The organism is Paenibacillus sp. FSL R7-0302, assembly GCF_038006885.1.
Taxonomy (GTDB): Bacteria; Bacillota; Bacilli; order Paenibacillales; family Paenibacillaceae; genus Paenibacillus_AQ.
Genome location: NZ_JBBOWB010000001.1, coordinates 4,640,972 through 4,664,452 on the forward strand (window position 1 = coordinate 4,640,972; position 23,481 = coordinate 4,664,452).

Here is a 23,481-nt window from a genome sequence, read left to right on the forward strand (position 1 = left end):
TTGGAGTTATAACCAATGCTTGAGTAAAGAATTAATTCACGCGGGATTGCACCAGTGCGGCTACTTCCTCGGCCGTGCCGAGCTGCAGGGCCTGGGCAGCCATTTCCTTCATGTCGGCCGCAGACAGCTTCGAGATCTGGCTGCGTGCTGGCAGGATAGAAGTAGCGCTCATGCTGAATTCATCGAGACCAAGACCGAGCAGCAGAGGAATAGCCGTGGCATCCCCCGCCATTTCTCCGCACATCCCGGTCCACTTGCCTTCGGCGTGTGCAGCATCAATGACGATTTTGACCAGTCGCAGAATTGCCGGGTTGTATGGCTGATACAGGTAGGCAACCTGTTCATTCATACGGTCCGCAGCCATTGTATATTGGATAAGGTCGTTGGTTCCGATACTGAAGAAATCCACTTCCTTGGCGAACTGATCCGCCAGTACAGCCGTCGAAGGAATCTCTACCATGATGCCCAGCTGGATGCTGTCGGACACTTCTTTGCCTTCTTCACGCAGCTTGGCCTTCTCTTCCAGCAGCAGATCACGGGCCGCACGGAATTCACCAAGGGTAGCGATCATCGGGAACATAATGCGCAGGTCGCCGTGGGCACTTGCTCTGAGCAAGGCACGCAGCTGGGTGCGGAAGATATCCTGACGGTCCAGACAGAGACGGATCGCACGGTAGCCGAGGAACGGGTTCATTTCCTTCGGCAGCTCCAGATAAGGCAGCTCCTTGTCTCCGCCGATATCCAGCGTACGCACTACTACCGGCTTGCCTTGCATATTCTCAAGCACTGTCTTGTAGGCGTTATACTGGATCTCTTCGGAAGGCAGCTTATCGCGGCCCATATAGAGGAACTCGGTGCGGTACAGACCTACACCTTCGCCGCCGTTCTCAATCACGCCAGTCACATCATTCGGAGTCCCGATGTTGGCTGCCAGCTCTACATGCTTGCCGTCGGCAGATACCGTTGGCTCGTCGCGGAGCTTTTTCCATTCCGCAATCTGAAGATTGTAAGCTTCCTGCTTCGCTGTATACTCGGCCACTTCAGCTTCCGAAGGGTTGATCAGCACATCGCCGCTCAGACCATCCACGATAACCAGATCGCCTGCTTTGACCAGGGACATCACGTTCTTCGTGCCCACAACCGCCGGAATCTCCAGGGAACGGGCCATAATGGCCGAATGGGAAGTCCGTCCGCCGATATTGGTGGTGAAGCCTTTGACGAAGTTGCGGTTAAGCTGTGCTGTATCCGATGGGGTCAGATCCAGTGCAATAACAATAACCTCTTCACTGATCTCAGCCGGGCTCACATAGTGAATGCCAAGCAGGTGGTTCAGCACACGTTTGGTTACGTCACGCATATCCGCTGCACGTTCCTGCAGGTATGCGCTCTTCATGTTCTGGAACATTTCCACGAATTGAGTAGCTACTTCATTCAGTGCGTAGTCCGCATTTACCGATTCCTCACGGATTTTGTCCATTACAGGGGTAATGAGCTCAGGGTCATCAAGGATCAGCAGATGTGATTCGAAAATCTCCGCCTTCTTCTCGCCAAGCTCAGCCAGGGTACGCTCTTTGATGGTCTGAAGTTCGCCTCTGGATTTGTCCAGGGCATCCTTCAGCTTCGCAAGCTCAGCGTCCACATCCTTGACCGCTGTTTTGGTAATGGTATAGTCCGGGTGTTCCAGGATAAAGGCACGGGCTACTGCAATACCTGCGGAAGCCGCGATTCCTGAAATTTTATTCATGAACTTCTCCCAGCCCTTCTTTAACCATAACCTCCTGTAGCGCGTTCAATGCTTCTGCTTCTTCACTGCCTTCAGTAATAAGAGTCAGGGTATCTCCTGCTTCAAGGCCCAGGGATAGAACGCCCAGGATGGATTTAAGGGTAACTTTTTTGCCTTTAGCTTCTGCAAAAGCTTCAGTGCCTTTAAATTTTGTAGCTGTATTTACCAGCGCTGTTGCCGGGCGTGCGTGAATTCCGTCTTCGTCAATAATTCTGAAAGTTGTTTGCATAATATAATCCAACTCGCTTTCTGTTAATTTGGGATGGTGAATTATAGTGAAGGCTTGCGCTCCCCTTCATTATAATGGAAGCGCTTCGCCATTGCACATTTTACTGAATGGTGATGATATCCTTGTCGCCGATAACTACCTTGCCGGGCTTCTTCAGCGTAACAGAGGAGCCTTCAGGCAGGTTGGAGAAGATGACCGGAGAGATGACAGAAGGTGCATTCGCCTTCACATACTCCAGATCCACTTCCATAATCGGCTGTCCGGCAGCTACCAGATCGCCTTCCTCCACCAGAACCGTGAAGCCCTGGCCCTTAAGCTTAACGGTGTTGACCCCGATATGCACAAGGACCTCCTTGCCGCCGTCTGACATGATGCCAATGGCATGCTTACTAGGGAACACGTTGAATACCTTGCCGTATACCGGCGAAGCAATCTTGCCGTCTTCGGACAGGAAGGCGAAGCCGTCACCGGTCATTTTCTGCGAGAAGACCGCATCAGGAACCTCTGTAATATCCATCAGCTGGCCGTTTACCGGAGATACGATATCCTCAGGGATAATAGCATCGCCCTGCTCGCCGGCCTGTTGTTCAAGCTCCGGCTTCGGAGCAGCAGGGGCTGCAGCCGGTGTTCTGCCGTTCATCACATCCTGAATCTGTGACTTGATCGTGTCCGAACGTGTGCCGAAGATCGCTTGTACGTTGTTACCCACTTCGAGAACACCAGAAGCACCCAGTTTCTTCAGACGGTTCTTGTCTACGCCTGCTTTGTCCTTCACTTCGACCCGCAGACGCGTGATGCAGGCATCCAGATGGGTGATGTTCTCTTTGCCGCCCAGGGCGGACAGAATGTTGCGCGGCAGATCGTCGCCCGTCTTGGACACGCTCTCCGTGCTTACTTCATCCTCATCCCCGGAATCATCCTCACGGCCCGGAGTCTTCAGGTTAAACTTACGGATGACGAAGCGGAACCCGAAGTAATAGATCACGGCCAATACCAGACCTACCGGGATAACCAGCCACCAGGCGGTACGGTTAGGAATGACGCCGAACAGCACATAGTCGATGAACCCGCCGGAGAAGGTCATGCCGATTTTAACATCAAGGATGTGCATGGTCATGAAGGACAATCCTGCGAATACAGCATGGACGGCGAACAGCAGCGGAGCCACGAACAGGAAGGAGAATTCCAGCGGCTCGGTAATCCCCGTCAGGAACGAGGTCAGCGCTGCGGAGATCATCAAGCTTCCGACAATCCGTCTGTTCTCAGGCTTCGACTCGTGGTAGATCGCAAGGGCTGCAGCCGGAAGACCGAACATCATGAACGGATATTTACCGGTTGTAAATGTACCCGCTGTGAACTCCACACCGTCACGGAGCTGCTGCATGAAGATCCGCTGGTCGCCGCGGACCAGATCGCCCGCCTTGTCAATGTAGCTTCCGAATTCATACCAGAACGGTGAATAGAAGATATGGTGCAGGCCGAACGGAATCAGGGAACGCTCGATGACCCCGAAGATAAAGGCCGACAGCGTCAGGTTGGTATTAATCATACTCTGTGACACATAGTTCAGACCGTGCTGGATCGGCGGCCACACAATCGTGAGCGCAAGACCAAGCATCAGGGAGGTCACCGCCGTCATAATCGGTACGAACCGTTTACCCGCGAAGAAGCCTAAGTACGACGGCAATTCTATACGGAAGAACCTTTTGTACATGGATGCAGCCAGGATCCCGACCAGGATACCACCGAACACCCCTGTCTGCAGGGTGGGAATCCCCAGCACGCTGGAATACGAGAAATCCTTCCAGGTCAGCACGTAAGCATTGACGCCCACTACCGTACCCATGGTTACGTTCATCACCAGGAAGCCGATAATCGCCGCAAGCCCGGCTACGCCTTCTCCTCCGGCCAGCCCGATGGCTACGCCGACTGCAAAGAGCAGGGAGAGGTTATCAAATACGATTTGCCCGGAGTTCATAAGCACGGTGGCTATCGCCTGAACAGTATGGTTCTCCAATGCAGGCACATATTGCAGGAAGTCCGGGTTAACCAGCATGTTCCCGATTCCAAGCAGCAGGCCCGCCGCAGGCAGAATGGCCACAGGGAGCATAAGCGCCTTACCGACTCTCTGCAGAACGCCAAATAATTTTTTAAACATTCGGGTCACTTCCTAATCCTTAATTTCTGTCAACAGAAGCCAAAAAAGGCATGAGCAATACAGCACGCAGATTGCCCGGCTAACGCTAACGTTAGAGTACCCCGAGATGGGGCTGGACAACCATAATACTGTAAATCACTCATGCCTGATCGTATCAGTTACACGTAGGTATTCTGTTGTATTTCATAACAGGGATCATTGTAGCACCATTGATTTGAAGTTGCAACCCCTAAAATCGGCTACAGGTCCAGCTCCGGCTCATCTTCCTTCTTCTGGGCGATACGCTGCAGATGAATCGTCAGATAGCTGACCTCGGCCGGATATACCGGAATGCGCACCCGCTGCTCAATCACCTTCGTCAGCTTCCAGGCAAGCATGTACATCTCGGGATACTCCCGCTTCATTAGTCCATCCAGGGACGAGGTCTCGCGCACAGTCTCTCCCCGGCGCAGACGTTCCAGAACGAACCGCAAATGGGTCACCAGCCTTGAATAATCCAGCGAATCCCGCGGAATACGGTATTCCAGATTATCCTCCACCAGCCCCACCATATCCCCGATAAGCTGGGAATGCTGCTTCACCTCGGAGATATGGCGGTTGCTAAGCGCACTGACAATATGCAGAGCCACGAAGCCGATCTCATCCGGCGGCAGCGACACCTTCATCGCCTCATTGATCCGCTCCACCGCATATTCCGCCAGACTGTATTCCTCCGGATAAATCTCCCGGGTCTCGTACAGAAACGGATTATGAATAGCCATATGCTGTTCGCTTCTGCGGATCGCAAAGGAAATATGGTCGGTAAGAGCAATATGGATATGCTCATTCAGCGTCTGGCGGCTGCTCTGCATAATATGCAGCACAATCTCCTGGACCACCTCAATCAGCTTCTCGTCTACCTGCGGCACCAGCTGCTTGTATTGCTCCTGCTCCTCCTGGCTGCGCAGGATGAACATCTTCTCTACCGAGGACAGATTGATCCGGTCCCGCGTCTTACGGTTGAAGCCGATCCCCTTGCCGATAACCACAACCTCGGCATACTGGGGATGCTCGGCAATGATCACGTTATTATTAAGCACCTTGCCCACGGTAATGCTGCTCACTTGCGACACCTCTTTTACTTCTGAATCCTGATCTATTCCAGCAGCACGATACATGGTTCAACGTGTGTGATTCGTTCCCTTAAGCTCCTATCATAACATCAAGAATCTCAAATTAGAAGTGTGCCGCAACCCGCCCGCAGGCTCCCTTCATTTCACCCGAAACGTCCGGCCCGAGAACCTGTATACCATAATCAGGGCAGCCAGCATATACACCACAGCAGAGAGCACTACGATCATGGCAAACATACCAAGCTCACTCTTGAACTGCATGGCGATGAATCCTACCCCCAGCACCACACTGTTCACAATCGTAAAGAACGGATTCTTCACATTGAGCTCCGTGCTATAGGGCTGGAAGATATAGTACATGAACAGATGATGCACCGAGAAGAACAGGGACAGTGCCACAATCGTCACGCAAAAGAGTGCAGCATCCCCCGCCCCCCAGTTCTCCGCTGACAGCAGCAGCAGCACGTTCACCGCCAGACAGATCGCGGCAGCCGGGATCAGATTAAGCACGCTGATACGCAGCAGCCGGATGCGGAAGTTGCTTAGAATCGCCGATTGTTCACGGTAGAATCCGTAGCGCAGCAGGCTGAGATCACAGTTATAGAACATCGCCTTGCAGAGGCGTTCGCCAATGGACGTATAGTTCATAATGATCAGGAAGGTCGGCAATGCGGTAATCAGATAATGAGTCAGTTTGGTAAAAGCGGATTGGGACAACAGCATCGTCAGCAAAGCAGCGGCAAAAAGCGAGCCAATGATGACCAGCCTGCGCTCTATCGGACTGGTGATCAGCCGCCGGTGACGTGAGAAAAAGATTGCATTCAGGTAAGCGTACCCGCTTTTCCCCTCGAACTGGCCTTGATTCTGTTGTTCCGCCGAGTAGTGCTGATCTTGGGTGGCCACATCCTTCACCCGTGCTTCTTTCATCATCCGGCTCATGTCGAGCAGCGGATCATCGATTTTGGTGACGGCATCGACGGCATTCGTATAGTCCTTATAACGGGCGATATAGACCGCACTTAAGGCTCCCAGCACCAGCACGCCAAGCACCACAGGCAGATTGAACAGCATTCCGCTCTCTACTACCGCAAATCCGGGGAGCAGCGGAAGATAGGCCAGCAGGTAGCCAGCGCCGATGGCGGTCCAGATCCAGCTTGTTTTTTTGACAATAACGATGCCGTAGCGGTCAAACACCCGCAGATGCAGCGCCTCGCAAGCCGTACGCCAGAACGTCAGCAGCAGCGTAAGAACCGCCCCATGCCACAGCGGAGCACCGAGAAGATTCCCGAAGACCAGCATCGCCGGCATAAAAGTAACCAGGAAGCTGATCCCGCGCAAGGTCAGTGTGGTCCGCATATACCGCTCTGCCGGCAGCCTCATCAGCTTCACGAATATGTATTTATCCCGCTTCGGCTCCAGAATAACCGCGCTGGAAACCCCGGCCGTAAGGAAGCTTATACATAGCAGCATCTGCAAATAAAGCTGGTACTGAACAGAAAGGGATAAGGCGATATCATTACCGATGAACTTCACCGGCAGATAGATCATGATCCCAAGATAAGCGAACTTCGTCACAAAGGCCATAAGTACCTTGAGGATATGCACGATAACAGATAAGGTCCGCTTCAGCGTGGTTTCCGAATAGACCGAGGCCGGGATCAGCTTGCCCAGCACAGGGAGCTTACGGGCATAGAACATCAGCCGGTTAGCGCCGGACATCCCCCGCACTTCCAGAATCGCCTTCAGCGTCCTAATCATGATCCTCATCCTTCAGCAGGGCGATAATCTGCTCTTCAAATTCCGGACTGTGCAGGGTCTCCGCCGGAATCTCGCGCAGCGTGCCGTTATTCAGAATCACCAGCTCATCGCAGAGATCGGCGGCCAGCTGCAGAATATGAGTGGAGAAAATAATGATATGATCCTGCTTCATCTCCCGCAGCAGCTTCTTGATCTCCAGCGCAACTACCACATCGAACGAGGTTAACGGCTCATCCAGCAGGATCAGCGGCGGACGGGAGATGATAAAGCACAGCATCTGAATTTTGTTCTTCATTCCGTGGGAATAGCCCTTGATCAGACGGTGCCTGTCCGCCTCCTCGAAACGGATGATATCAAAATATTCCTCGATGGTCCGGTCCGCTTGGATCTTCCCTTTATTGATGTCCATGTAGAACTTCACAAACTCATAACCGGTCAGGAAGTCAGGCAGAATCGGCAAGGAAAAGACGTAGCCGATCTCCTCCTCAAGCAGCGGAAGACTCACTTCATCTCTCCGCAGAAAAGCCCCGCCGCTGTCCATTTGGATCTCCCCGCTCAGGCAGTTGAACAACGAGGTCTTCCCCGCGCCGTTACGGCCGAGCAAGCCGTATATCTTGCCTTGCTCGAAGGTGAAGTCAATTCCCTTCAGCACCTCTCTGCCGTCAAAGCTCTTGCGTATATTATCCAGTATAAGCTCCATGCCTCTGCCTCCGTTTCAGCGTGAAAGATAAGGAATCTCTGTTGCGCGGATTACTTACAAAAAAGGTATGGCTGGCGTTACTGCTGCCTGCCATACCTTGGTGGCTTGCTCTGCTCTTATCCTTCAGGGTGTTCTGAAGGTTCCACCGCTTGTGCCGGAGGGACCGGAGCAGCAGCCGGGGCCGGTCTTGAGACCACAGAGGTTATGGGTGCTGCTGTGTGTCTGACAACATCCTTCTGTTCAGACTTGCCCTTCGTCAGCCCTTTAATCAGCGCCTCGACGTCAATACCGGACACGCTTTTGAGCATCTCAGGGGCTGTCGACATCAGTTGGGTCACATAATTACTGACACGCGCAGCTCCTTCACCGTTGCCGGTATCCACCACAGTCAGCTTGTCGATAGACGCCAGCGGCTCGGCAATCTTCCCGGCCAGCTCAGGCAGCATTTTGACGATAATATCGAGAACCGCCGCTTCGCCGAATTTCTGAAAGGCTTCTGCCAGCTTCTCCTTGGCTTCCGCTTCGGCCAGACCGCGCAGACGGATAACTTCGGACTCTGCTTTACCTTTGGCCAGCTCTGCATCCGCAATCGCCTGACCTTCCAGCCGCTTCTGCTCGGAGGTTGCCTTAGCCTGAGTCTCAATGCTGTACTGCACAGCATCGGCTTCACGCATGCGCTTGGCCTTGTCGGCTTCCGCCGCCTGCTCTACCGCATAACGGTCTGCTTCCGCTTTCTTCTTCACTTCAGCATCATACTGCTTCTCGCGTACCTGGATTTCCTTCGCCTGAATATCGATTTCGCGTTCCTTGCGGACCAGCTCAACCTTCATCTGCTCTTCCACCACGGTCTGCTTGGCACGCGCCTCCTGAATGTGGTACGCCTGATCGGCTTCCGCCTTGGCAGTATCCTGATCACGTTTGAACGCGGCGACCTTGAGCTGGTTCTCCTTCGATGCTTCGGCGATGTTGGTATCACGCAGCAGCTCCGCCTTCTGCCCCTGCTCCTCGGCATTGGCCTTCTGGATCCGCGCGTCACGGACAGCTTCCGCTTCCGCAATCTCCGCATCCCGCTTCACTGCGGCAATCCGCGGTTTACCCAGTGCTTCCAGGTATCCGTGCTTATCGCGTACGTCCTTGATGGTAAATGAGACAATCTGAAGTCCCATCTTCTTGAGGTCACGGGCAGCAACCCCCTGAACCTCCTGGGCGAAACGGTCCCGGTTGCGGTAGACCTCTTCTACGGTCATCGTACCAAGAATCGCCCGCAGATGTCCTTCCAGCACTTCCTGCGCTTCACTCTTCAGGGATTCAATCGGCTTGCCCATGAACTGCTCGGCTGCCGTTGCCACATCTTCCGTGGAGCTGCCTACCTTGATGATGGCGACCCCGTCGGCAATGACCGGCACGCCTTGCTCCGTATAGACCTCCGGGGTCGTCACATCGAGCTTATGGGAGAGCAGCGACATGAACTCCGCCTTCTGGAAGACAGGCAGAATGAATGCACCGCCGCCGCGGACGATTTTGATTTTGCGGCCGGAGCCATCATCTGATATGTGATTGTTGCCCAGGAAGGAACCGGTGACGATCATGCCTTCATCCGGGCCAACCGTCTTGTAACGCGCCCAGAAGGCGAGTCCGAGGACAAGCAGTACAGCGATTACTATCGCAGGTATAAATAGGGATTCTGGAATATTCTCTAGCATCATAAGTCCACTCCTTTTCTCTCTTCGAATTCAGACACAAGTGCTACACCCTCACGTACCTCAACTACTACAACCTTGATTCCGGCCGGCAGTGCATGCTGCTCGAAGCTGGCCGCAGTATGCAGGCTGTTGCCTGCACCGAACTTCACCATAATCTCACCGTAGCCTGTGCCGGGGACCGGGACGGTAACCTCACCGATCTTACCCGGCAGTTCATTCATGGAGAAGCCGTTCGACATTTCGCTGTTCCTCATTGGCTTCACTACCACCAAATGCATCAATACGCCCATGAATGCCGCAACCAGCAGGGACAAGGCGAGAATCACGCCATCTTCCAGTCCGCTGTAGCGGCCCAGCAGCATACCTGCTCCACCGAATACAGTGATCCCTCCTGCCAATAGGGTAGGATTCAGGAAATCAAAGGATACGATGTCAAAAATCCCGTCCAGAGCGCTCCCAATCAGGTCGCCTACCACTACACTGACTACAGCAAAAAGAATACCCAGCGCCAAACAGCCCAAATACAGCGTTTGCATGTTAGTCTCCTCCCGTCATTACTTCCGGACTGTCATACTAGTATAAACGCAACTGCCATGCCCTTGGTTTCACAAAGTTGGGTATTGCTCTCATTAATGTATGCCGGAAGCGTTAAAATTAACAGACCAAAGAAGCCGCCCCCCGTAGATGGGAAGCGGCTGTAATGACGATGGCTAACTTACAAAGCCAGCTTATAAATTTCAACTACGTCCTGACGCTCCAGCTTGCGGAAGTTGCCGAACGGACCGAAGCGGACCGCCTTATCGGCCATACTGCCGATTTCGCTGTCGTCGATATCGTAATCGCCAAGCGTCTTCGGAGCGCCAATGGAATCCCAGAAGCGGCGGAGCGCGTCAATGCCTTCGAGGCCGGTCTGTTCATCGGTCTTGCCGGCAGGGTCAATGCCGAACACATTCACAGCCAGTTGGCGGAAGCGGGCAGGATTCGTGCTGAGGTTATATCTCATCCACTGCGGGAAGAGAATCGCCAGGCCGCCGCCGTGGGGAATATCATACACAGCGGATACGGCATGCTCAATGTTGTGCGTTGCCCAGTCACCGGCAAAGCCCATGCTGACCATTCCGTTCAGCGCCATCGTCCCGCAGTACATAATGGTCTCGCGCAGCTCGTAGTTGTTCAGATCCTCAATCAGCTTCGGCGCCGTCTCAATGACCGTACGAAGCAGAGTCTCCAAGAATCCGTCCTGTAAAGGCGTATTGCTGTCAGTATGGAAATAATGCTCCAGCGTATGGGACATGATGTCCACCATACCGTACACCGTCTGGTCGCGCGGCAGAGAGAAGGTGTTCTCCGGGTCAAGGATTGAGAAGGCCGGATAGGCATGGATGCTGCCCCAGCCCATTTTCTCCTGGGTCACTTCGTTGGTGATCACCGAGCCGTTGTTCATTTCGGAGCCGGTAGCTGCCATCGTCAGCACAGTTCCCAGCGGAAGCGCACCTTGAGGTGCAGCCTTGCGTTCTACGAAGTCCCACATATCCCCTTCATATTTCGCTCCGACGGCCACCGCCTTGGCACAATCGAGCACACTGCCGCCGCCGACGGCAAGAATCAGGTCAATCTGATTCTCACGGCACAACGCTACACCTTTATGTACCGTTGAGAGACGCGGATTCGGCTCCACTCCGGCAAGCTCGGTAACTACGGCACCAACCACAGCCAGCTCAGCGATGACGTTATCGTACAGGCCGCTGCGCTTGATGCTGCCGCCGCCGTACATCAGCAGTACGTTCTTACCGTATTTCGGCACCTCGGTACGGAGTGCCTGCAATGTTCCCTGTCCGAAAATAAGCTTGGTCGGGTTATAAAATTCAAACTTGCGCATATGGGTAAACCTCCATGAGTATGTGAATGTGAAGCACTGTCTATTATAGTCCTCCGGCTTGGCGCATTCAAATGGCCCGGACAGAGACAGGCATACTTTACTCCTCTACCCGTAAGTTGGACTGAGATTCCGTTATGTTGGCAAATCTGATCAGATGACAGGATAAACGGACTGAGATTCCGCTAAGCGTCCTGATATCCGTCATATTACGCTCAAATGAACAAGATAAGCGCTTCTCAGTCCGTTACATCCTCATTTATTAGTTTCTGAGGGATATAACGTCTTCTCAGTCCGTTTCATCCGCAGGCAGCAGTAATTAATCCACAATAGAGGCGAATATCATCATTTCCCAATGATAAAAAATGCCCCCGCCGAATCCGGCAGGGACAGTAAATTTTGCGATCATTAAATTAAGTAAGTATGCTCTCAGTTAAAACCACTGCTGTTCAGGAACCGGCGGAAGGCCGCCTGCCCTTCCGGCGTGCGTTTGTAGACTCCGGCATGCTCCAGAATGTGGGTGAACTTCGTACCCACCTCATTCTGCACGGCCTTCACCGCTTCTTCGCGGTTCAGGGAGGTACTGAAGCGGCTTACCAGCTCTACAATCCAGGAAGCATGCAGCGCCAGCGGATGATCCTTGCCCTCGCTCTGGACAGCTCCGAGAAGCGCAGTATCGCCCGCCAGTATGCCAGCGATGGCGTCAAGCTCTTCCTTGAGCCGTCCCGGCAGAATCGCCAGGCCCATCACCTCAATCAGGCCGATGTTCTCCTTCTTGATATGGTGCATCTCCCGGTGCGGGTGGAAGATCCCTTCGGGATATTCTTCGCTGGTCCGGTTGTTGCGCAGCACCAGATCCATCTCGTAGCCGCCGTCCTCTGCCCGGCGCACGATAGGGGTAACAGTGTTGTGCGGAACGCTCTCTCCGTCCTCTTCACTGAACGCCAGCACTTCGGCGGCCGGATCGCTATACCTTTTCCAGGACTCGTAGATATGGTTGCCTGCCTCCAGCAGCACCGCCGGATCTTCCGCATGCATCCGCAGCACGGACATCGGCCACTTCACAGTACTTAAGCTGACACCGGGATACGAGGCATGCGTGAAGGTATCCTCTTTGGGTGCCTTCTGGATCGGGAACGTATGCCGTCCGCCCTGGAAGTGGTCATGCGTCAGAATCGAGCCGCCGACAATCGGCAGATCGGCATTCGAGCCGATGAAATAATGCGGGAAGGCTTCCACGAAGCTAAGCAGACGCTTCAGCGTATCCTTCGTCAGCTTCATCGGCACATGATCGTGGTGGAACACGATGCAATGCTCGTTATAGTAGACATACGGCGAGTACTGGAAGAACCACTTCTCGTTGTTCATCGGGAGCGGGATCACGCGCAGGTTCTGACGCGGCGGGTGATTGACCCGGCCGGCATAGCCGACATTCTCGCGGCAGAGCTGGCACTTCGGATAGACCGGAGGCGGAAGCAGCCGGGCCATGGCGATTTCCTTCGGACTTTTCTCCGGCTTGGAGAGGTTGATCGTCATCTCAATATCCCCGTACGGCGACTCCTGAAGCCAATACACATTCTTCGCTACACGGTCCATACGGATATAGTTGGAATCAATGCTCAGCTTATAAAAGCGGTCCGTTGCCGCCTGAATGCCCTGTGCCGCCTGGATCGCGGCGAACTCCGCATTGACCTCAGACGGGCGGGCCATCAGAAGGCCCATAATCTTCGCCTCCAGCAGGTCGCGGTACGTATCGGTATTCTCCGGGATCAGCCCGAGACTGAACCCGTAATCAATCAGCTGGTCCAGCGGGGCCTGCGGACTGCCCAGCGGACCTTCAGTGAACTCGCCGGGATACGGCTCGCTGAAGCCGAACTGGTCCAGAAGTTCATTGCGGCTGTAATCCACATCTGCTGGCTGGATAAGTCCCGTATGTCCGGCAAACAGAACCAGCTGTTCAATCGCATACAGCGCCTTCTCAGCGGCAGAAGCCGTACTATTATCGTTCTGCATTTCATTTCTCCTTCTATGGTGCCTTATGCGGCGCTTTGCATTCTGTCTATTTCACCTTCGGGCAACAAGCAGAATTGCTGCTTACTCCCCGTACCCTTGCGGATTGGCAGAGTGCCAGCTCCAGGCGCTCTGAATGATGCCTTCCAAGTCGGCATGCTGCGGGTCCCAGCCCAGAACCTTGCGGGCTTTGTCAGAGGAAGCGACGAGCACTGCCGGATCTCCGGCGCGGCGTTCCTGAACCACAACCGGAATGTCCAGGCCGGTAACCTTCTTCGCAGTCTCAATGACCTGCTTCACTGAGAAGCCCAGGCCGTTGCCAAGGTTGAAGATATTGCTTGCACTGCCGCTGCGCAGATAAGTGACTGCACGGACATGCGCATCCGCCAGATCGCTGACATGGATGTAGTCGCGTACGCAGGTTCCGTCCTCTGTCGGATAGTCTTCCCCGAACACTGCGATATTCTCGCGCTGCTTCAGCGCAGCCTGGAGCACCAGCGGAATCAGATGGCTCTCCGGACGGTGGTCTTCGCCGATCTTGCCGCTGGCGTGTGCGCCTGCGGCATTGAAGTAGCGAAGCGCTACGTATTTGATGCCGAGCACTTTGTCGAACCAGGCCATCATGCGTTCCATGGTCAGCTTGGTCTCGCCGTAGACATTCGCAGGCTCGGTGCGGTCGGTCTCTTCGATAGGTACCTTTTCCGGTTCGCCGTAGGTGGCGGCTGTGGAGGAGAAGACGATTTTATCCACACCGGCATGCTGCATGGCTTCTAGAAGACACTGCGTTCCGTACACATTGTTGTCGTAGTATTTAACCGGGTCCTTCATGCTCTCGCCCACCAGGGAGCTGGCTGCGAAGTGAATCACCGCTTCGATCTCATTCTCGGAGAACAGCTTCGCCAGCAGCGCCTTGTCGCGCAGGTCGCCCTCGTACAGCTTGCCGCCCAGCAGCGCCTCCCGGTGCCCTGTCAGCAGATTGTCAATCACCACAACCTCTTCACCGCGGTCCAGCAGCTCTGCTACTGTGTGTGAACCGATGTATCCTGCGCCGCCCGTTACCAGAATCGCCATCTTATTTCACTCCTTTCAATTCTTCCACGCCGTTGCCGATGCCGCATACATAGAATTCGCCGGTCAGGCCGGTTCTGTTCTTGTAAGCTTCTCCAACTTCTGTTATGAAACGTTGCACATCATCCTCGTGCACCAGAGATACCGTACATCCCCCGAATCCTGCGCCGGTCATCCGTGAGCCCAGTGTGCCAGGAATGCGCTGCGCTTCTTCTACCATAACGTCCAGCTCCTCGCAGCTGACTTCATACAGATCGCGCAGGGATACGTGCGAGTCATTCATATAGAGTCCGAATTGCTTCAGATCATTGTTCTTCAGCACCTCCACCGAGTCAAGCACACGCTGATTCTCCTCCACCACATGGCGGGCCCGGCGTCTGACGGTCTCGTCAGCGATTTTATCCTGGTGAAGCTCGAACTGCTCAGGCTTCATCTCAGCCAGATAGGACAGGGATGGAACCTCCTGCTTCAGAATAGCGAGTGCCTCTTCACATTGGCTGCGGCGCTCATTATACTTCGAGTCCACCAGACCGCGCTTCTTGTTCGTGTTGCCGATGACCAGCTTATAGCTGCCCGTCACGAATGGGACCAGGCTGTACTCCAGCGTATCGCACATCAGCAGGATGGCATGGTCGCGCTTGCCGTTGGCTACTGCGAACTGGTCCATGATCCCGGAATTCACGCCGACATACTGGTTCTCCGCACGCTGGGACAACAGTGCAATCTCCACCGTATCTGTGTCACCGCCAAGCAGCGTCAGGAAGGCATAGCCGGTCACAACCTCAATCGAAGCGGAAGAGGACAAGCCCGAGCCGTTAGGAATCTCACCATGGAACAAAAGATCGTAGCCCCCGGATACCGGGTGACCCTTCTTAGCCAGCTCCACCATTACGCCGACCGGGTAGTCCACCCATTCGCCGGTCTTGGCTGCGCCGATGTCGCGGAAGTCGATGGAAGCTTCATAAGGGAAATTCGTGGATGCGAATTGAACCTTGCCGTCTGTACGCGGGCGCACGATCAGGGTGGTTCCGAAATCCAGGGCGGCCGGGAAAACATAACCTCCGTTGTAGTCCAGATGCTCTCCGATCAGATTCACGCGGCCCGGTGCGTAGAATACCCGCGCGGCTTCCCCGCTCTCCCCGTACTTCTTGATAAATGTACTGTTAAGTTCCTGTATGCTCATTATTGACACTCCATCCTTTCGCTGCTTGTGCTGGGACTGTGGATTATAGCTTGCGTCCTTCATGCTTACATTATAATAAAATCAGACTTGCCCTGATAATGCAATCATGTGTGCAATATATGGACAAATGTGACTTTCGTCTCTGAAGAGACTATACTCAGTAAGAAGAAAAGTGAACGGGCGCTCCTTATACACTTAGCTATAGGAGCGTTCTCTTCAAGAAGGGCGGCTTGCAGTGCAACATACCTATTCAGTAGGATCAAATCCTGTATATTACGATAAGCAGCTGCTGCATGTACTCTTTGCGGGAGAGAGCCAGACCCTCCCGCTGCATCAGGCGGGTCCCAAGATCTACGATTACTATCTGCTCCATTATATTGAATCAGGCGCCGGGATCTTCCGGACAGAGGAGCACACGTATGAGCTGGGAGCAGGAGACTGCTTCCTGATCCATCCGGGCCAGCTGGTCAGCTACATTTCGGATCAGCAGCAGCCCTGGCGTTACCGCTGGGCGGCCTTCACCGGCGCTGACGCCGGGCAGCTTGCGCAGCAGGCGGGCTTCGCTCCCCTAGCCCCGGTGCTGTCTACCGCAGGCGGCAGTGTCATTCCCGGAGCGCTTGCCGGGATGATGTCCGCCTTCTATGCCAATAAGGAGAGCGCCGCCCTGACCTCTCTGGGATATCTGTACCTCATTGCAGGGGAGGCAGCGGAGCTGCTGGTCTCATCCTCCCGGCTGCCGGGTGCGGAATCACAGATCAAGCGGACGGTGAAGCAGATGATTCACTACATGGCTTCCCAGTATGCCCATCCGGTCTCAATTGAACAGATGTGCGGCTCTCTGGGATATAACCGCGCTTATCTCTCCCGTATCTTCAAGCAGGAGACGGGGCTCTCTCCGGTCACTTACCTGCTCAAGCTGCGGGTAGAGAAATCCCGCCAGCTGCTGCGTGAACGTCCCGAGCTGTCCGTGGAGCAGGTTGCGGCATCGGTCGGACTGACTGATGCCCTGTATTTCTCCCGGCAGTTCAAGCGCTTCTACCGCCAATCCCCCTCCGCTTACCGCCAGGCCACGGTGAACCCTGGAGAGAAATAGCCCTATCGCCTAGAGCAACAGCCCGTCTCCTGAACAGGAAGCGGGCTGCTTGCATGGTTATCTATGGAAGCCGGACCTTATGGCAACTCTTAGGCTTCACTCCTCTGTCTTAAGGATCGTTTCGATCCGGTCCAGCTCCTCCTGCGTGAAGTCACTGTGGGACAGCGCGGCGATATTCTCCTCGATCTGGCTGACCCGGCTGGCGCCGATCAGCGCCGAGGTGATCCGGCCGCCGCGCAGCGTCCAGAGCAGGGCGAACTGGGCCAGACTCTGGCCGCGCGCTACGGCCATCTGGTTCAGCGCGTGGATTCTGCGCAGCACCTCCGGCGTAATCCGGCTCTCATTCAGCGCAGCCGAAGGTCCGGCTGCCCGGGAATCTTCGGGGATGCCGTTCAGATATTTATTCGTCAGCAGGCCCTGCGCCAGCGGAGTGAAGGCGATGCTGCCCACCCCATGCTCCTCCAGTACATCCTGAAGCCCGCCTTCAATCCAGCGGTCCAGCATGGAATACCTTGGCTGATGAATCAGCAGCGGGGTGCCCAGCTCCTTCAGGATCGCAATAGCCTGCTGCGTCTGCTCTGCCGTATAGTTGGACAAGCCGATGTACAGTGCCTTGCCTGAGCGTACAGCATGATCCAGCGCTCCCATCGTTTCTTCCATAGGCGTGTCCGGGTCCGGACGGTGGGAGTAGAAGATATCCACATAGTCCAGCCCCAGCCGCTTCAGGCTCTGGTCCAGACTCGACAGGATATATTTACGTGAACCCCAGTCCCCGTAAGGGCCGGGCCACATCGTATATCCCGCCTTGGTGGAGATTACCAGCTCGTCACGGTACGGCGCGAGATCCCGGGCCAGCACCTTGCCGAACAGCTCCTCCGCCGATCCGGCCGGAGGCCCGTAGTTATTCGCCAGGTCGAAGTGGGTAATCCCGAGATCAAAGGCGCGGGTAATCATCTCACGTCCGTTCTCATAAGCATCAATGCCGCCAAAATTATGCCACAGGCCCAGTGAGATGGCCGGAAGCTTGAGACCTGACCTGCCGGTGCGGTTGTAACGCATTCCTTCATACCGTTCATCACTAGCCACATATACCATGTTATATCCCTGCCTCTCGTATCTCATGTGTGAATACCCTTCTATAAACTCACGGCGTCATTAGTAATCTTGTTCAATAAAAAAGACTGGGCGTTAGCCCAGCAGTCCCTGCACTCTGCCCAGCACATCTCCGATCCGTTCTGTAATAATCAGGTCTGCCTGATCATCATACGGGGTAGGCTCGCCGTTAATCAGTACAGTATGCCGCCCCCTGAAGTAAGTGACCAGGCTTGCGGCAGGATGAACGGTAAGCGAGGTACCGCCGATGATCAGCAGATCCGCCGCTGCAATGGCATCCACGGCCTCAACAAGCACCTCATGATCGAGTGCTTCCTCATAGAGCACCACATTCGGCTTGATGATCCCCCCGCAGTCCTCGCAGCGCGGCACAGAGCCTTCCTGCTCCAGCCATTCCTCCAGGCCGTAATAGCGCTGGCAGCCCATGCAGTAATTGCGGTGGATAGAGCCGTGCAGCTCCAGAACCCGGCGGCTTCCGGCAATCTGATGAAGTCCGTCGATATTTTGCGTAATGACCGCCTTCAGCCTGCCGCTATCCTCCAGCTCCGCAAGCAGCCGGTGGGCCCCGTTCGGCTTCGCTCCGGGATGAATCATCTTGCTGCGGTAGAAATCAAAAAAAATGTCCGGCGAGGACATAAAAAAGCTGCGGCTGAGCATCACCTCAGGCGGATAGGGAGAGTTGTGCTGGGTCTGGTACAGACCGGCTGCCGAACGGAAGTCCGGGATGCCGCTCTCTGTCGATGTTCCGGCACCGCCGAAAAACACAATATTGTTGCTGTCTTGTATCCAGGAAGCCAGTAGCTGTAATTGTTCCATAATCTACACCTGTCCTCTCTGTACGTAAATCGTAATGAATTCAGATCGTTAAGCGGAGCGCCGGATAGCCGGTTACCACAATATCCGCATCCAGCAGATGGTCTGTATTTCCGTCCGGGGAGATCGCGACCGCAAGACGCAGCCCCGCCCCCCGGCCCAGCTGCATATCCGCATTGCTGTCACCTATGATAACCGTCTCTTCAGGCCGCAGCTCCAGCTCCCGGCAGGCCTTCTCGGCCATCTCCGGTGCAGGCTTGCCGTACTTTACCCGGTCGCGGGTAACCACCGCCCCGAAGTACCCGGAGATGCCCAGCCATTCCAGATGCTCGCGGGTGGTGGACAGATTGTCGGAGGTCACAACGCCAAGCTTCAGGGAGGCGGCAGCACACTGCTCCAGGAATGGCAATAATCCCGGCATGGGCACAACCGTAGGGCGGCGGCGAAGCTCATTCATGGCCTCCTTGGAGATGGCATTCACTCGCGTCACCGCTTCATTCCAGGGGACACCCGCTGTATAGAGCTGCCAGGCCAGAATCCCGGTGGATTCCTCAGCCGTTGCCATGGAGAGCGGACCGGCAGGATCATAACCGGTAATTCGTCCGGAAGCATCATGCGTCGTCCCCAGCACCGGGGCCAAATCTGCTCCCGTTACAGGTCTGCTGCCTATTAAAGTCAGCTGGCTGCCCAGCCCCTCAAGCACCAGCTCAGCCCAGCTGCCCCAGGTGGCCAGGAGATCAAGCAGCGTGCCGTCCTTATCGAACAGGAGGCCGCTTACGGGAACAGAGAGTTCATTGATGTGCAATACAGGCATTCCAGCGCTCCTTCCGCATAAGTTATATTACTTCAGGTATTCGTATTTATTTGCTCTGGCGCAGATTCCCCAGCCAGTCCAGCATCGCCCGGGCGGTCCGTGTCTGCTGTTCTTCTTCGGTAATCGTAGCGGTACCGTCACCCTTTTGCGCTCCATAACTGCCAAATTGGGCATGGTTACCGCCGTCAACCGACACATATACGGTATTGCCCGGTAAATAGGAACGCCCTTTGTTATAGCTCTTCTGGTCTACGACTTCATCCTGCGTGCCCAGCACAGACAAGACGGATAGCGTGGTGTCCTTCAGGCTGCCTTTCTCATCGGGATACGAGGCCAGAAAAAAAACGCCTTCCAGCTGGCCGGCATGATCCGCAGCGAAGCGTGAAGCCATTACGCCGCCGAGCGAATGTCCGCCCAGGACGAAGGACTGCTTCGGATGCACGCGGATAATCTCTTCGGCGGCATCCCCTTTGATTACAGCCAGATTAAGCGGCATTCTGGCAATATAGAACGGGTGACCGGCAGCGGCAACTTTACGGGCCAGCGGCGCATATGCTTCCGCCTTGACCAGTGCTCCCGGATAAAAAATTACGGAGGTGCCGAGCACCACTGAAGGGTCGAACGAGATCCAGTTGTCATTCTGCTCGACAGAGACTCCCCCGGCAGAGATCAGAGCCGTTTCCGCCCGTGCTTCCGGTGTATACGGAGTCAGATATCTCCATATAAACACCCCCGCCGTCAACAGAACCAATACCACTCCAATAAGCACACGGCGTCTGATTATATTCTTTTTCATTAGTGTTCACTCCCGATTCCTGCATACTGAAAATTATAAGGGAATCGGTGAATTCAAACAACCTTCAAGACTTCGCCACATCTGGCCCTATCCATTTCCAATGATAGCGCTTACTATTGTGATGTATTTCACAATTTATTGTCCGGAAATCATGTATTTTAAAATTAAAGTATCGTACCCTGCGCAAACCCTAATTTCATTGGAGGTTACGTCATGACCCGGGAAAGCCCGCTTAACAAGCGCGGAGAGACATTTTTTCTTAATCTGCGCTTCATGCTTATTGTAACTGTCTTTGTGGCCAATGCGATCGAACCCCTGATTCAAGAAATGAGCGGACTTCACACTCTTTACCAGTGGATCTTCAGTTTTCATATGCCGCTGTTTGTGCTGGTGACCGGATACTTCGCCCGTTCAAGCTTACATGGAGCGCCAGGACGCAAAGTCCTGCTGCAGATTGCCCTGCAATATGTTATTTTTCAGAGCCTCTACTCCCTACTTGACGCTTCCCTGTTTCATGTCAATAATATACAGCATTCGTTCTTCGCTCCCTATCTGCTGCTCTGGTTCCTGGCCAGCCACATCTGCTGGCGCCTGCTGATGCTGGGCATGAGCCGCTGGACCGTCAGCGCCCAGTTGTCCTTCGCTGTTACCGCAGGGGTGGCCGTAGGTTATCTGCAACTGGACGGGATCTGGTTCAGCATCAGCCGCACCTTTGTCTACCTGCCCTTTTTTGTGATCGGGTACCATTTCTCCTTCGGGGCATTCGTGAAGCTGTATCAGCGGTATGTCAAAAGCATTGCCGCCGCCGCTTCGCTCCTGCTGCTCCTTGCTATCGGCCTGCTTGACGGTAATCTCCCCATAGGCTGGCTATACGGCAGTATGACTTATATGCAGCTTGGTGCCCATGAATGGTACGCGGGGCTGTTCCGGCTCGCGGTCTATGGCCTGCAATTCATCGCTTCCCTGGCATTTTTGGGTCTGGTGCCTTACGGGTTAAGCCGTATGACCGGCCTGGGACGCCGGACCCTCTATGTTTTTCTGCTGCATGGCTTTGTGGTCCGCACGGCGGTGATTTCCGGATTGTATACCTATATCAGTAATCCTGCCGGAGCAGCATTGCTGCTCGCCGGTGCAGTAGGATGTACGGTGCTGCTCGCCCAGCCTGCGGTCAGACGTCTGCTGAACCCGCTCGTGGAGCCGTCCGTAGACTGGATGATCTCCCTGCAGCGTGCCGCCATCCGGCGCTCTCTATAGAATGAAGCTGCCATGCTATATCAATTTACTGAAGTCTATCCTTTACGGAATAGGCTTCTTTCTGTATATTAGCCCAGACTTTACATGCGTAACCCGCCGACAAACTTCACATTGTCCGGTAGAAAAAAGAGCTTTTTTGTGATAGACTCTCTATTAACGTTCGTAACCAATCACCGCAGAGTACGTATATTTCGGGATTGCATTGCGTTAATGCGGCACTATATTCGCTTCACCAATACTGTTAGGGGGAAAAGTCATCATGGCAAACAAGAAAATGCGTTCAGATATGATCAAAAAAGGCTTCGACCGCGCTCCTCACCGCAGCCTTCTGCGGGCAGCAGGCGTTAAAGAAGAGGATTTCGGCAAACCGTTCATCGCGGTCTGCAATTCCTATATCGATATTGTACCGGGTCATGTGCATTTGCAGGAATTCGGCAAGATCGTGAAGGAAGCCATCCGTGAAGCCGGCGGGGTTCCGTTTGAATTCAATACGATCGGCGTAGATGACGGAATTGCCATGGGTCATATCGGTATGCGTTATTCGCTGCCAAGCCGCGAGATCATTGCCGACTCTCTGGAAACGGTAGTATCCGCGCACTGGTTCGACGGCATGGTGTGCATTCCCAACTGTGATAAAATCACCCCGGGCATGATGATGGGCGCACTGCGCGTCAACATCCCGACGATCTTCGTCAGCGGCGGGCCGATGAAGGCCGGCGTAGACAGCAAAGGCAAGAAGCTCTCCCTGACCTCCGTCTTCGAAGGCGTTGGTGCACATCAGGTCGGTAAAATCAATGACGCCGAGCTGCTTGAACTCGAACAATTCGGCTGTCCTACCTGCGGTTCATGCTCCGGCATGTTCACTGCCAACTCCATGAACTGTCTGGCCGAAGCTATGGGCCTTGCGCTTCCGGGCAACGGCACTATCCTGGCCGTAGCCGAAGAACGCAGAGACTTCGTCCGCAAATCAGCAACCCAGCTTATGGAGCTGATTAAGCTGGACCTGAAGCCGCGTGATATCGTAACCCAGGAATCGCTGGACAATGCCTTCGCACTGGATATGGCGATGGGCGGCTCGACCAACACCGTACTGCATACCTTGGCACTGGCTCAGGAAGCCGAAATCGATTATCCGCTGGAACGGATTAATGAAGTAGCCAACCGCGTTCCTTATCTGGCCAAGCTGGCTCCGGCCTCCGATATCTTCATCGAAGATGTGGACCGGGCGGGCGGCGTAAGCGCCGTGCTGAACGAATTACTGAAGAAGCCGGGCGCAATCTTCGGCGATTGCATGACGGTTACCGGCAAGACACTGGCCCAGAATGTAACCGGCCATGAGATCCAGGATACATCTGTTATCCATACCATCGACAACCCCTATTCCCAAGTTGGCGGATTGGCTGTACTCTACGGCAACCTGGCTCCCGAAGGCTCCATCATCAAGGTGGGTGCCGTAGATGCTTCCGTTGGCGGATACCACAAAGGGCCTGCCATCTGCTTCGACTCCCAGGAACAGGCGCTGGAAGGGATTGCGAACGGCAAGGTCAAAGAAGGCCATGTCGTAGTTATCCGGTATGAAGGTCCGAAGGGCGGACCGGGGATGCCGGAAATGCTGGCACCGACTTCACAGATCGTCGGTATGGGTCTTGGCGCCAAGGTCGGCCTGATCACCGACGGCCGCTTCTCCGGAGCGTCCCGCGGCATCAGCATCGGCCATATCTCGCCGGAAGCGGCCGAGGGCGGACCGATTGCTTTTGTAGAGGATGGCGACATCATCGAACTGGATCTGATTAACCGCAAGATTGAGCTGCTGGTGGAAGAAGAAGTACTGGCTGTCCGCCGCCAGGGCTGGAAAGAATTCGAGCCGAAGGTGAAGACCGGTTATCTGGCCCGTTACTCCAAGCTGGTTACCAATGCAAGCAAGGGCGGCGTGCTGAAGATCTAATCGTCAGAGCCGCAGCCTTAAGCAAATGTAATGATGAAGAGCAGTTCCAACCGCGAATGCGGCCGGAGCTGCT

Annotated in this window: 19 protein-coding genes; 3 read left to right on the plus strand and 16 right to left on the minus strand. The window is 54.6% G+C overall.

What is annotated here, in order from left to right:
- Positions 1 to 31: 31 nt before the first annotated feature.
- The 12 genes from ptsP to MKY96_RS20095 all read right to left on the minus strand — a co-directional run bounded on the left by ptsP (position 32) and on the right by MKY96_RS20095 (position 15,580).
- Positions 32 to 1,744, minus strand: coding sequence for a phosphoenolpyruvate--protein phosphotransferase (gene ptsP / locus MKY96_RS20040; protein ID WP_340942687.1), 1,713 nt, complete (start codon positions 1,742 to 1,744; stop codon positions 32 to 34).
- Positions 1,737 to 2,012 carry an HPr family phosphocarrier protein gene (locus MKY96_RS20045; RefSeq protein ID WP_036696683.1) on the minus strand — a complete coding sequence of 92 codons (276 nt, stop codon included), beginning with the start codon at positions 2,010 to 2,012 and terminating at the stop codon, positions 1,737 to 1,739. Before MKY96_RS20045 ends, ptsP begins: the two co-directional genes overlap by 8 nt.
- 100 nt (positions 2,013 to 2,112) lie before the next feature.
- Complete coding sequence (gene ptsG, locus MKY96_RS20050) at positions 2,113 to 4,170, minus strand: glucose-specific PTS transporter subunit IIBC (protein ID WP_340942689.1); 2,058 nt, start codon at positions 4,168 to 4,170, stop codon at positions 2,113 to 2,115.
- Positions 4,171 to 4,409: 239 nt separating this feature from the next.
- Positions 4,410 to 5,273 carry a glucose PTS transporter transcription antiterminator GlcT gene (gene glcT, locus MKY96_RS20055; protein WP_340942691.1) on the minus strand — a complete coding sequence of 288 codons (864 nt, stop codon included), beginning with the start codon at positions 5,271 to 5,273 and terminating at the stop codon, positions 4,410 to 4,412.
- A 147-nt stretch (positions 5,274 to 5,420) separates the two neighbouring features.
- Positions 5,421 to 7,040 (minus strand): hypothetical protein, encoded by a 1,620-nt coding sequence (locus tag MKY96_RS20060; protein ID WP_340942692.1) that lies wholly within the window; start codon positions 7,038 to 7,040, stop codon positions 5,421 to 5,423.
- Positions 7,033 to 7,740: an ABC transporter ATP-binding protein gene (locus tag MKY96_RS20065; protein WP_076082681.1), complete on the minus strand. Its 708-nt coding sequence runs from the start codon at positions 7,738 to 7,740 to the stop codon at positions 7,033 to 7,035. The genes MKY96_RS20060 and MKY96_RS20065 overlap by 8 nt, the downstream gene beginning before the upstream one ends.
- 116 nt (positions 7,741 to 7,856) lie before the next feature.
- Complete coding sequence (locus MKY96_RS20070) at positions 7,857 to 9,443, minus strand: flotillin family protein (protein WP_340944655.1); 1,587 nt, start codon at positions 9,441 to 9,443, stop codon at positions 7,857 to 7,859.
- Entirely contained in the window at positions 9,443 to 9,979 is a 537-nt protein-coding gene (locus tag MKY96_RS20075) for a protease (protein WP_340942694.1), read from the minus strand. The genes MKY96_RS20070 and MKY96_RS20075 overlap by 1 nt, the downstream gene beginning before the upstream one ends.
- 179 nt (positions 9,980 to 10,158) lie before the next feature.
- Positions 10,159 to 11,322, minus strand: coding sequence for an iron-containing alcohol dehydrogenase (locus tag MKY96_RS20080; protein WP_340942696.1), 1,164 nt, complete (start codon positions 11,320 to 11,322; stop codon positions 10,159 to 10,161).
- Between the two features lie 426 nt (positions 11,323 to 11,748).
- The gene (locus MKY96_RS20085; protein WP_340942698.1) at positions 11,749 to 13,332 is read right to left on the minus strand and encodes a UDP-glucose--hexose-1-phosphate uridylyltransferase; all 1,584 of its coding nucleotides are present in this window, start codon (positions 13,330 to 13,332) and stop codon (positions 11,749 to 11,751) included.
- An 81-nt stretch (positions 13,333 to 13,413) separates the two neighbouring features.
- Positions 13,414 to 14,400, minus strand: coding sequence for a UDP-glucose 4-epimerase GalE (gene galE / locus MKY96_RS20090; protein WP_340942699.1), 987 nt, complete (start codon positions 14,398 to 14,400; stop codon positions 13,414 to 13,416).
- Position 14,401: 1 nt separating this feature from the next.
- Positions 14,402 to 15,580: a galactokinase gene (locus MKY96_RS20095; protein WP_340942702.1), complete on the minus strand. Its 1,179-nt coding sequence runs from the start codon at positions 15,578 to 15,580 to the stop codon at positions 14,402 to 14,404.
- A gap of 235 nt (positions 15,581 to 15,815) precedes the next feature.
- Between MKY96_RS20095 and MKY96_RS20100 the strand changes: the two genes are divergently transcribed.
- Positions 15,816 to 16,673 carry an AraC family transcriptional regulator gene (locus MKY96_RS20100; RefSeq protein WP_340942703.1) on the plus strand — a complete coding sequence of 286 codons (858 nt, stop codon included), beginning with the start codon at positions 15,816 to 15,818 and terminating at the stop codon, positions 16,671 to 16,673.
- A 96-nt stretch (positions 16,674 to 16,769) separates the two neighbouring features.
- Here the strand turns inward: MKY96_RS20100 and mgrA are convergent, their stop codons facing one another.
- From mgrA to MKY96_RS20120, 4 genes are all read right to left on the minus strand, one after another.
- Positions 16,770 to 17,768, minus strand: coding sequence for an L-glyceraldehyde 3-phosphate reductase (gene mgrA / locus MKY96_RS20105; protein ID WP_340944657.1), 999 nt, complete (start codon positions 17,766 to 17,768; stop codon positions 16,770 to 16,772).
- Between the two features lie 93 nt (positions 17,769 to 17,861).
- On the minus strand, positions 17,862 to 18,602 hold the full coding sequence (locus MKY96_RS20110) for an NAD-dependent protein deacylase (RefSeq protein ID WP_340942704.1): 741 nt from the start codon (positions 18,600 to 18,602) through the stop codon (positions 17,862 to 17,864).
- A 40-nt stretch (positions 18,603 to 18,642) separates the two neighbouring features.
- Entirely contained in the window at positions 18,643 to 19,413 is a 771-nt protein-coding gene (locus tag MKY96_RS20115; protein ID WP_340942707.1) for an HAD family hydrolase, read from the minus strand.
- Positions 19,414 to 19,459: 46 nt separating this feature from the next.
- Positions 19,460 to 20,209 carry an alpha/beta hydrolase gene (locus tag MKY96_RS20120; RefSeq protein ID WP_340942710.1) on the minus strand — a complete coding sequence of 250 codons (750 nt, stop codon included), beginning with the start codon at positions 20,207 to 20,209 and terminating at the stop codon, positions 19,460 to 19,462.
- 213 nt (positions 20,210 to 20,422) lie between these two features.
- On the opposite strand from MKY96_RS20120, the gene MKY96_RS20125 reads away from it, so the two are divergent.
- Positions 20,423 to 21,463, plus strand: a complete 1,041-nt coding sequence (locus MKY96_RS20125) for an acyltransferase family protein (protein ID WP_340942713.1) — start codon at positions 20,423 to 20,425, stop codon at positions 21,461 to 21,463.
- A 259-nt stretch (positions 21,464 to 21,722) separates the two neighbouring features.
- Positions 21,723 to 23,408 carry a dihydroxy-acid dehydratase gene (gene ilvD / locus MKY96_RS20130; RefSeq protein ID WP_340942714.1) on the plus strand — a complete coding sequence of 562 codons (1,686 nt, stop codon included), beginning with the start codon at positions 21,723 to 21,725 and terminating at the stop codon, positions 23,406 to 23,408.
- Positions 23,409 to 23,481 lie beyond the last annotated feature (73 nt).

What these genes read in the sequence shown, in the direction of transcription:
- ptsP (WP_340942687.1), bottom strand. Translation starts at nt 1,744, where the DNA reads ATGAATAAAATTTCAGGAATCGCGGCTTCCGCAGGTATTGCAGTAGCC.
- MKY96_RS20045 (WP_036696683.1), bottom strand. Translation starts at nt 2,012, where the DNA reads ATGCAAACAACTTTCAGAATTATTGACGAAGACGGAATTCACGCACGC.
- ptsG (WP_340942689.1), bottom strand. Translation starts at nt 4,170, where the DNA reads ATGTTTAAAAAATTATTTGGCGTTCTGCAGAGAGTCGGTAAGGCGCTT.
- MKY96_RS20060 (WP_340942692.1), bottom strand. Translation starts at nt 7,040, where the DNA reads ATGATTAGGACGCTGAAGGCGATTCTGGAAGTGCGGGGGATGTCCGGC.
- MKY96_RS20065 (WP_076082681.1), bottom strand. Translation starts at nt 7,740, where the DNA reads ATGGAGCTTATACTGGATAATATACGCAAGAGCTTTGACGGCAGAGAG.
- MKY96_RS20070 (WP_340944655.1), bottom strand. Translation starts at nt 9,443, where the DNA reads ATGCTAGAGAATATTCCAGAATCCCTATTTATACCTGCGATAGTAATC.
- MKY96_RS20075 (WP_340942694.1), bottom strand. Translation starts at nt 9,979, where the DNA reads ATGCAAACGCTGTATTTGGGCTGTTTGGCGCTGGGTATTCTTTTTGCT.
- MKY96_RS20080 (WP_340942696.1), bottom strand. Translation starts at nt 11,322, where the DNA reads ATGCGCAAGTTTGAATTTTATAACCCGACCAAGCTTATTTTCGGACAG.
- MKY96_RS20085 (WP_340942698.1), bottom strand. Translation starts at nt 13,332, where the DNA reads ATGCAGAACGATAATAGTACGGCTTCTGCCGCTGAGAAGGCGCTGTAT.
- galE (WP_340942699.1), bottom strand. Translation starts at nt 14,400, where the DNA reads ATGGCGATTCTGGTAACGGGCGGCGCAGGATACATCGGTTCACACACA.
- MKY96_RS20095 (WP_340942702.1), bottom strand. Translation starts at nt 15,580, where the DNA reads ATGAGCATACAGGAACTTAACAGTACATTTATCAAGAAGTACGGGGAG.
- mgrA (WP_340944657.1), bottom strand. Translation starts at nt 17,768, where the DNA reads ATGGTATATGTGGCTAGTGATGAACGGTATGAAGGAATGCGTTACAAC.
- MKY96_RS20110 (WP_340942704.1), bottom strand. Translation starts at nt 18,602, where the DNA reads ATGGAACAATTACAGCTACTGGCTTCCTGGATACAAGACAGCAACAAT.
- MKY96_RS20115 (WP_340942707.1), bottom strand. Translation starts at nt 19,413, where the DNA reads ATGCCTGTATTGCACATCAATGAACTCTCTGTTCCCGTAAGCGGCCTC.
- MKY96_RS20120 (WP_340942710.1), bottom strand. Translation starts at nt 20,209, where the DNA reads ATGAAAAAGAATATAATCAGACGCCGTGTGCTTATTGGAGTGGTATTG.
- MKY96_RS20125 (WP_340942713.1), top strand. Translation starts at nt 20,423, where the DNA reads ATGACCCGGGAAAGCCCGCTTAACAAGCGCGGAGAGACATTTTTTCTT.
- ilvD (WP_340942714.1), top strand. Translation starts at nt 21,723, where the DNA reads ATGGCAAACAAGAAAATGCGTTCAGATATGATCAAAAAAGGCTTCGAC.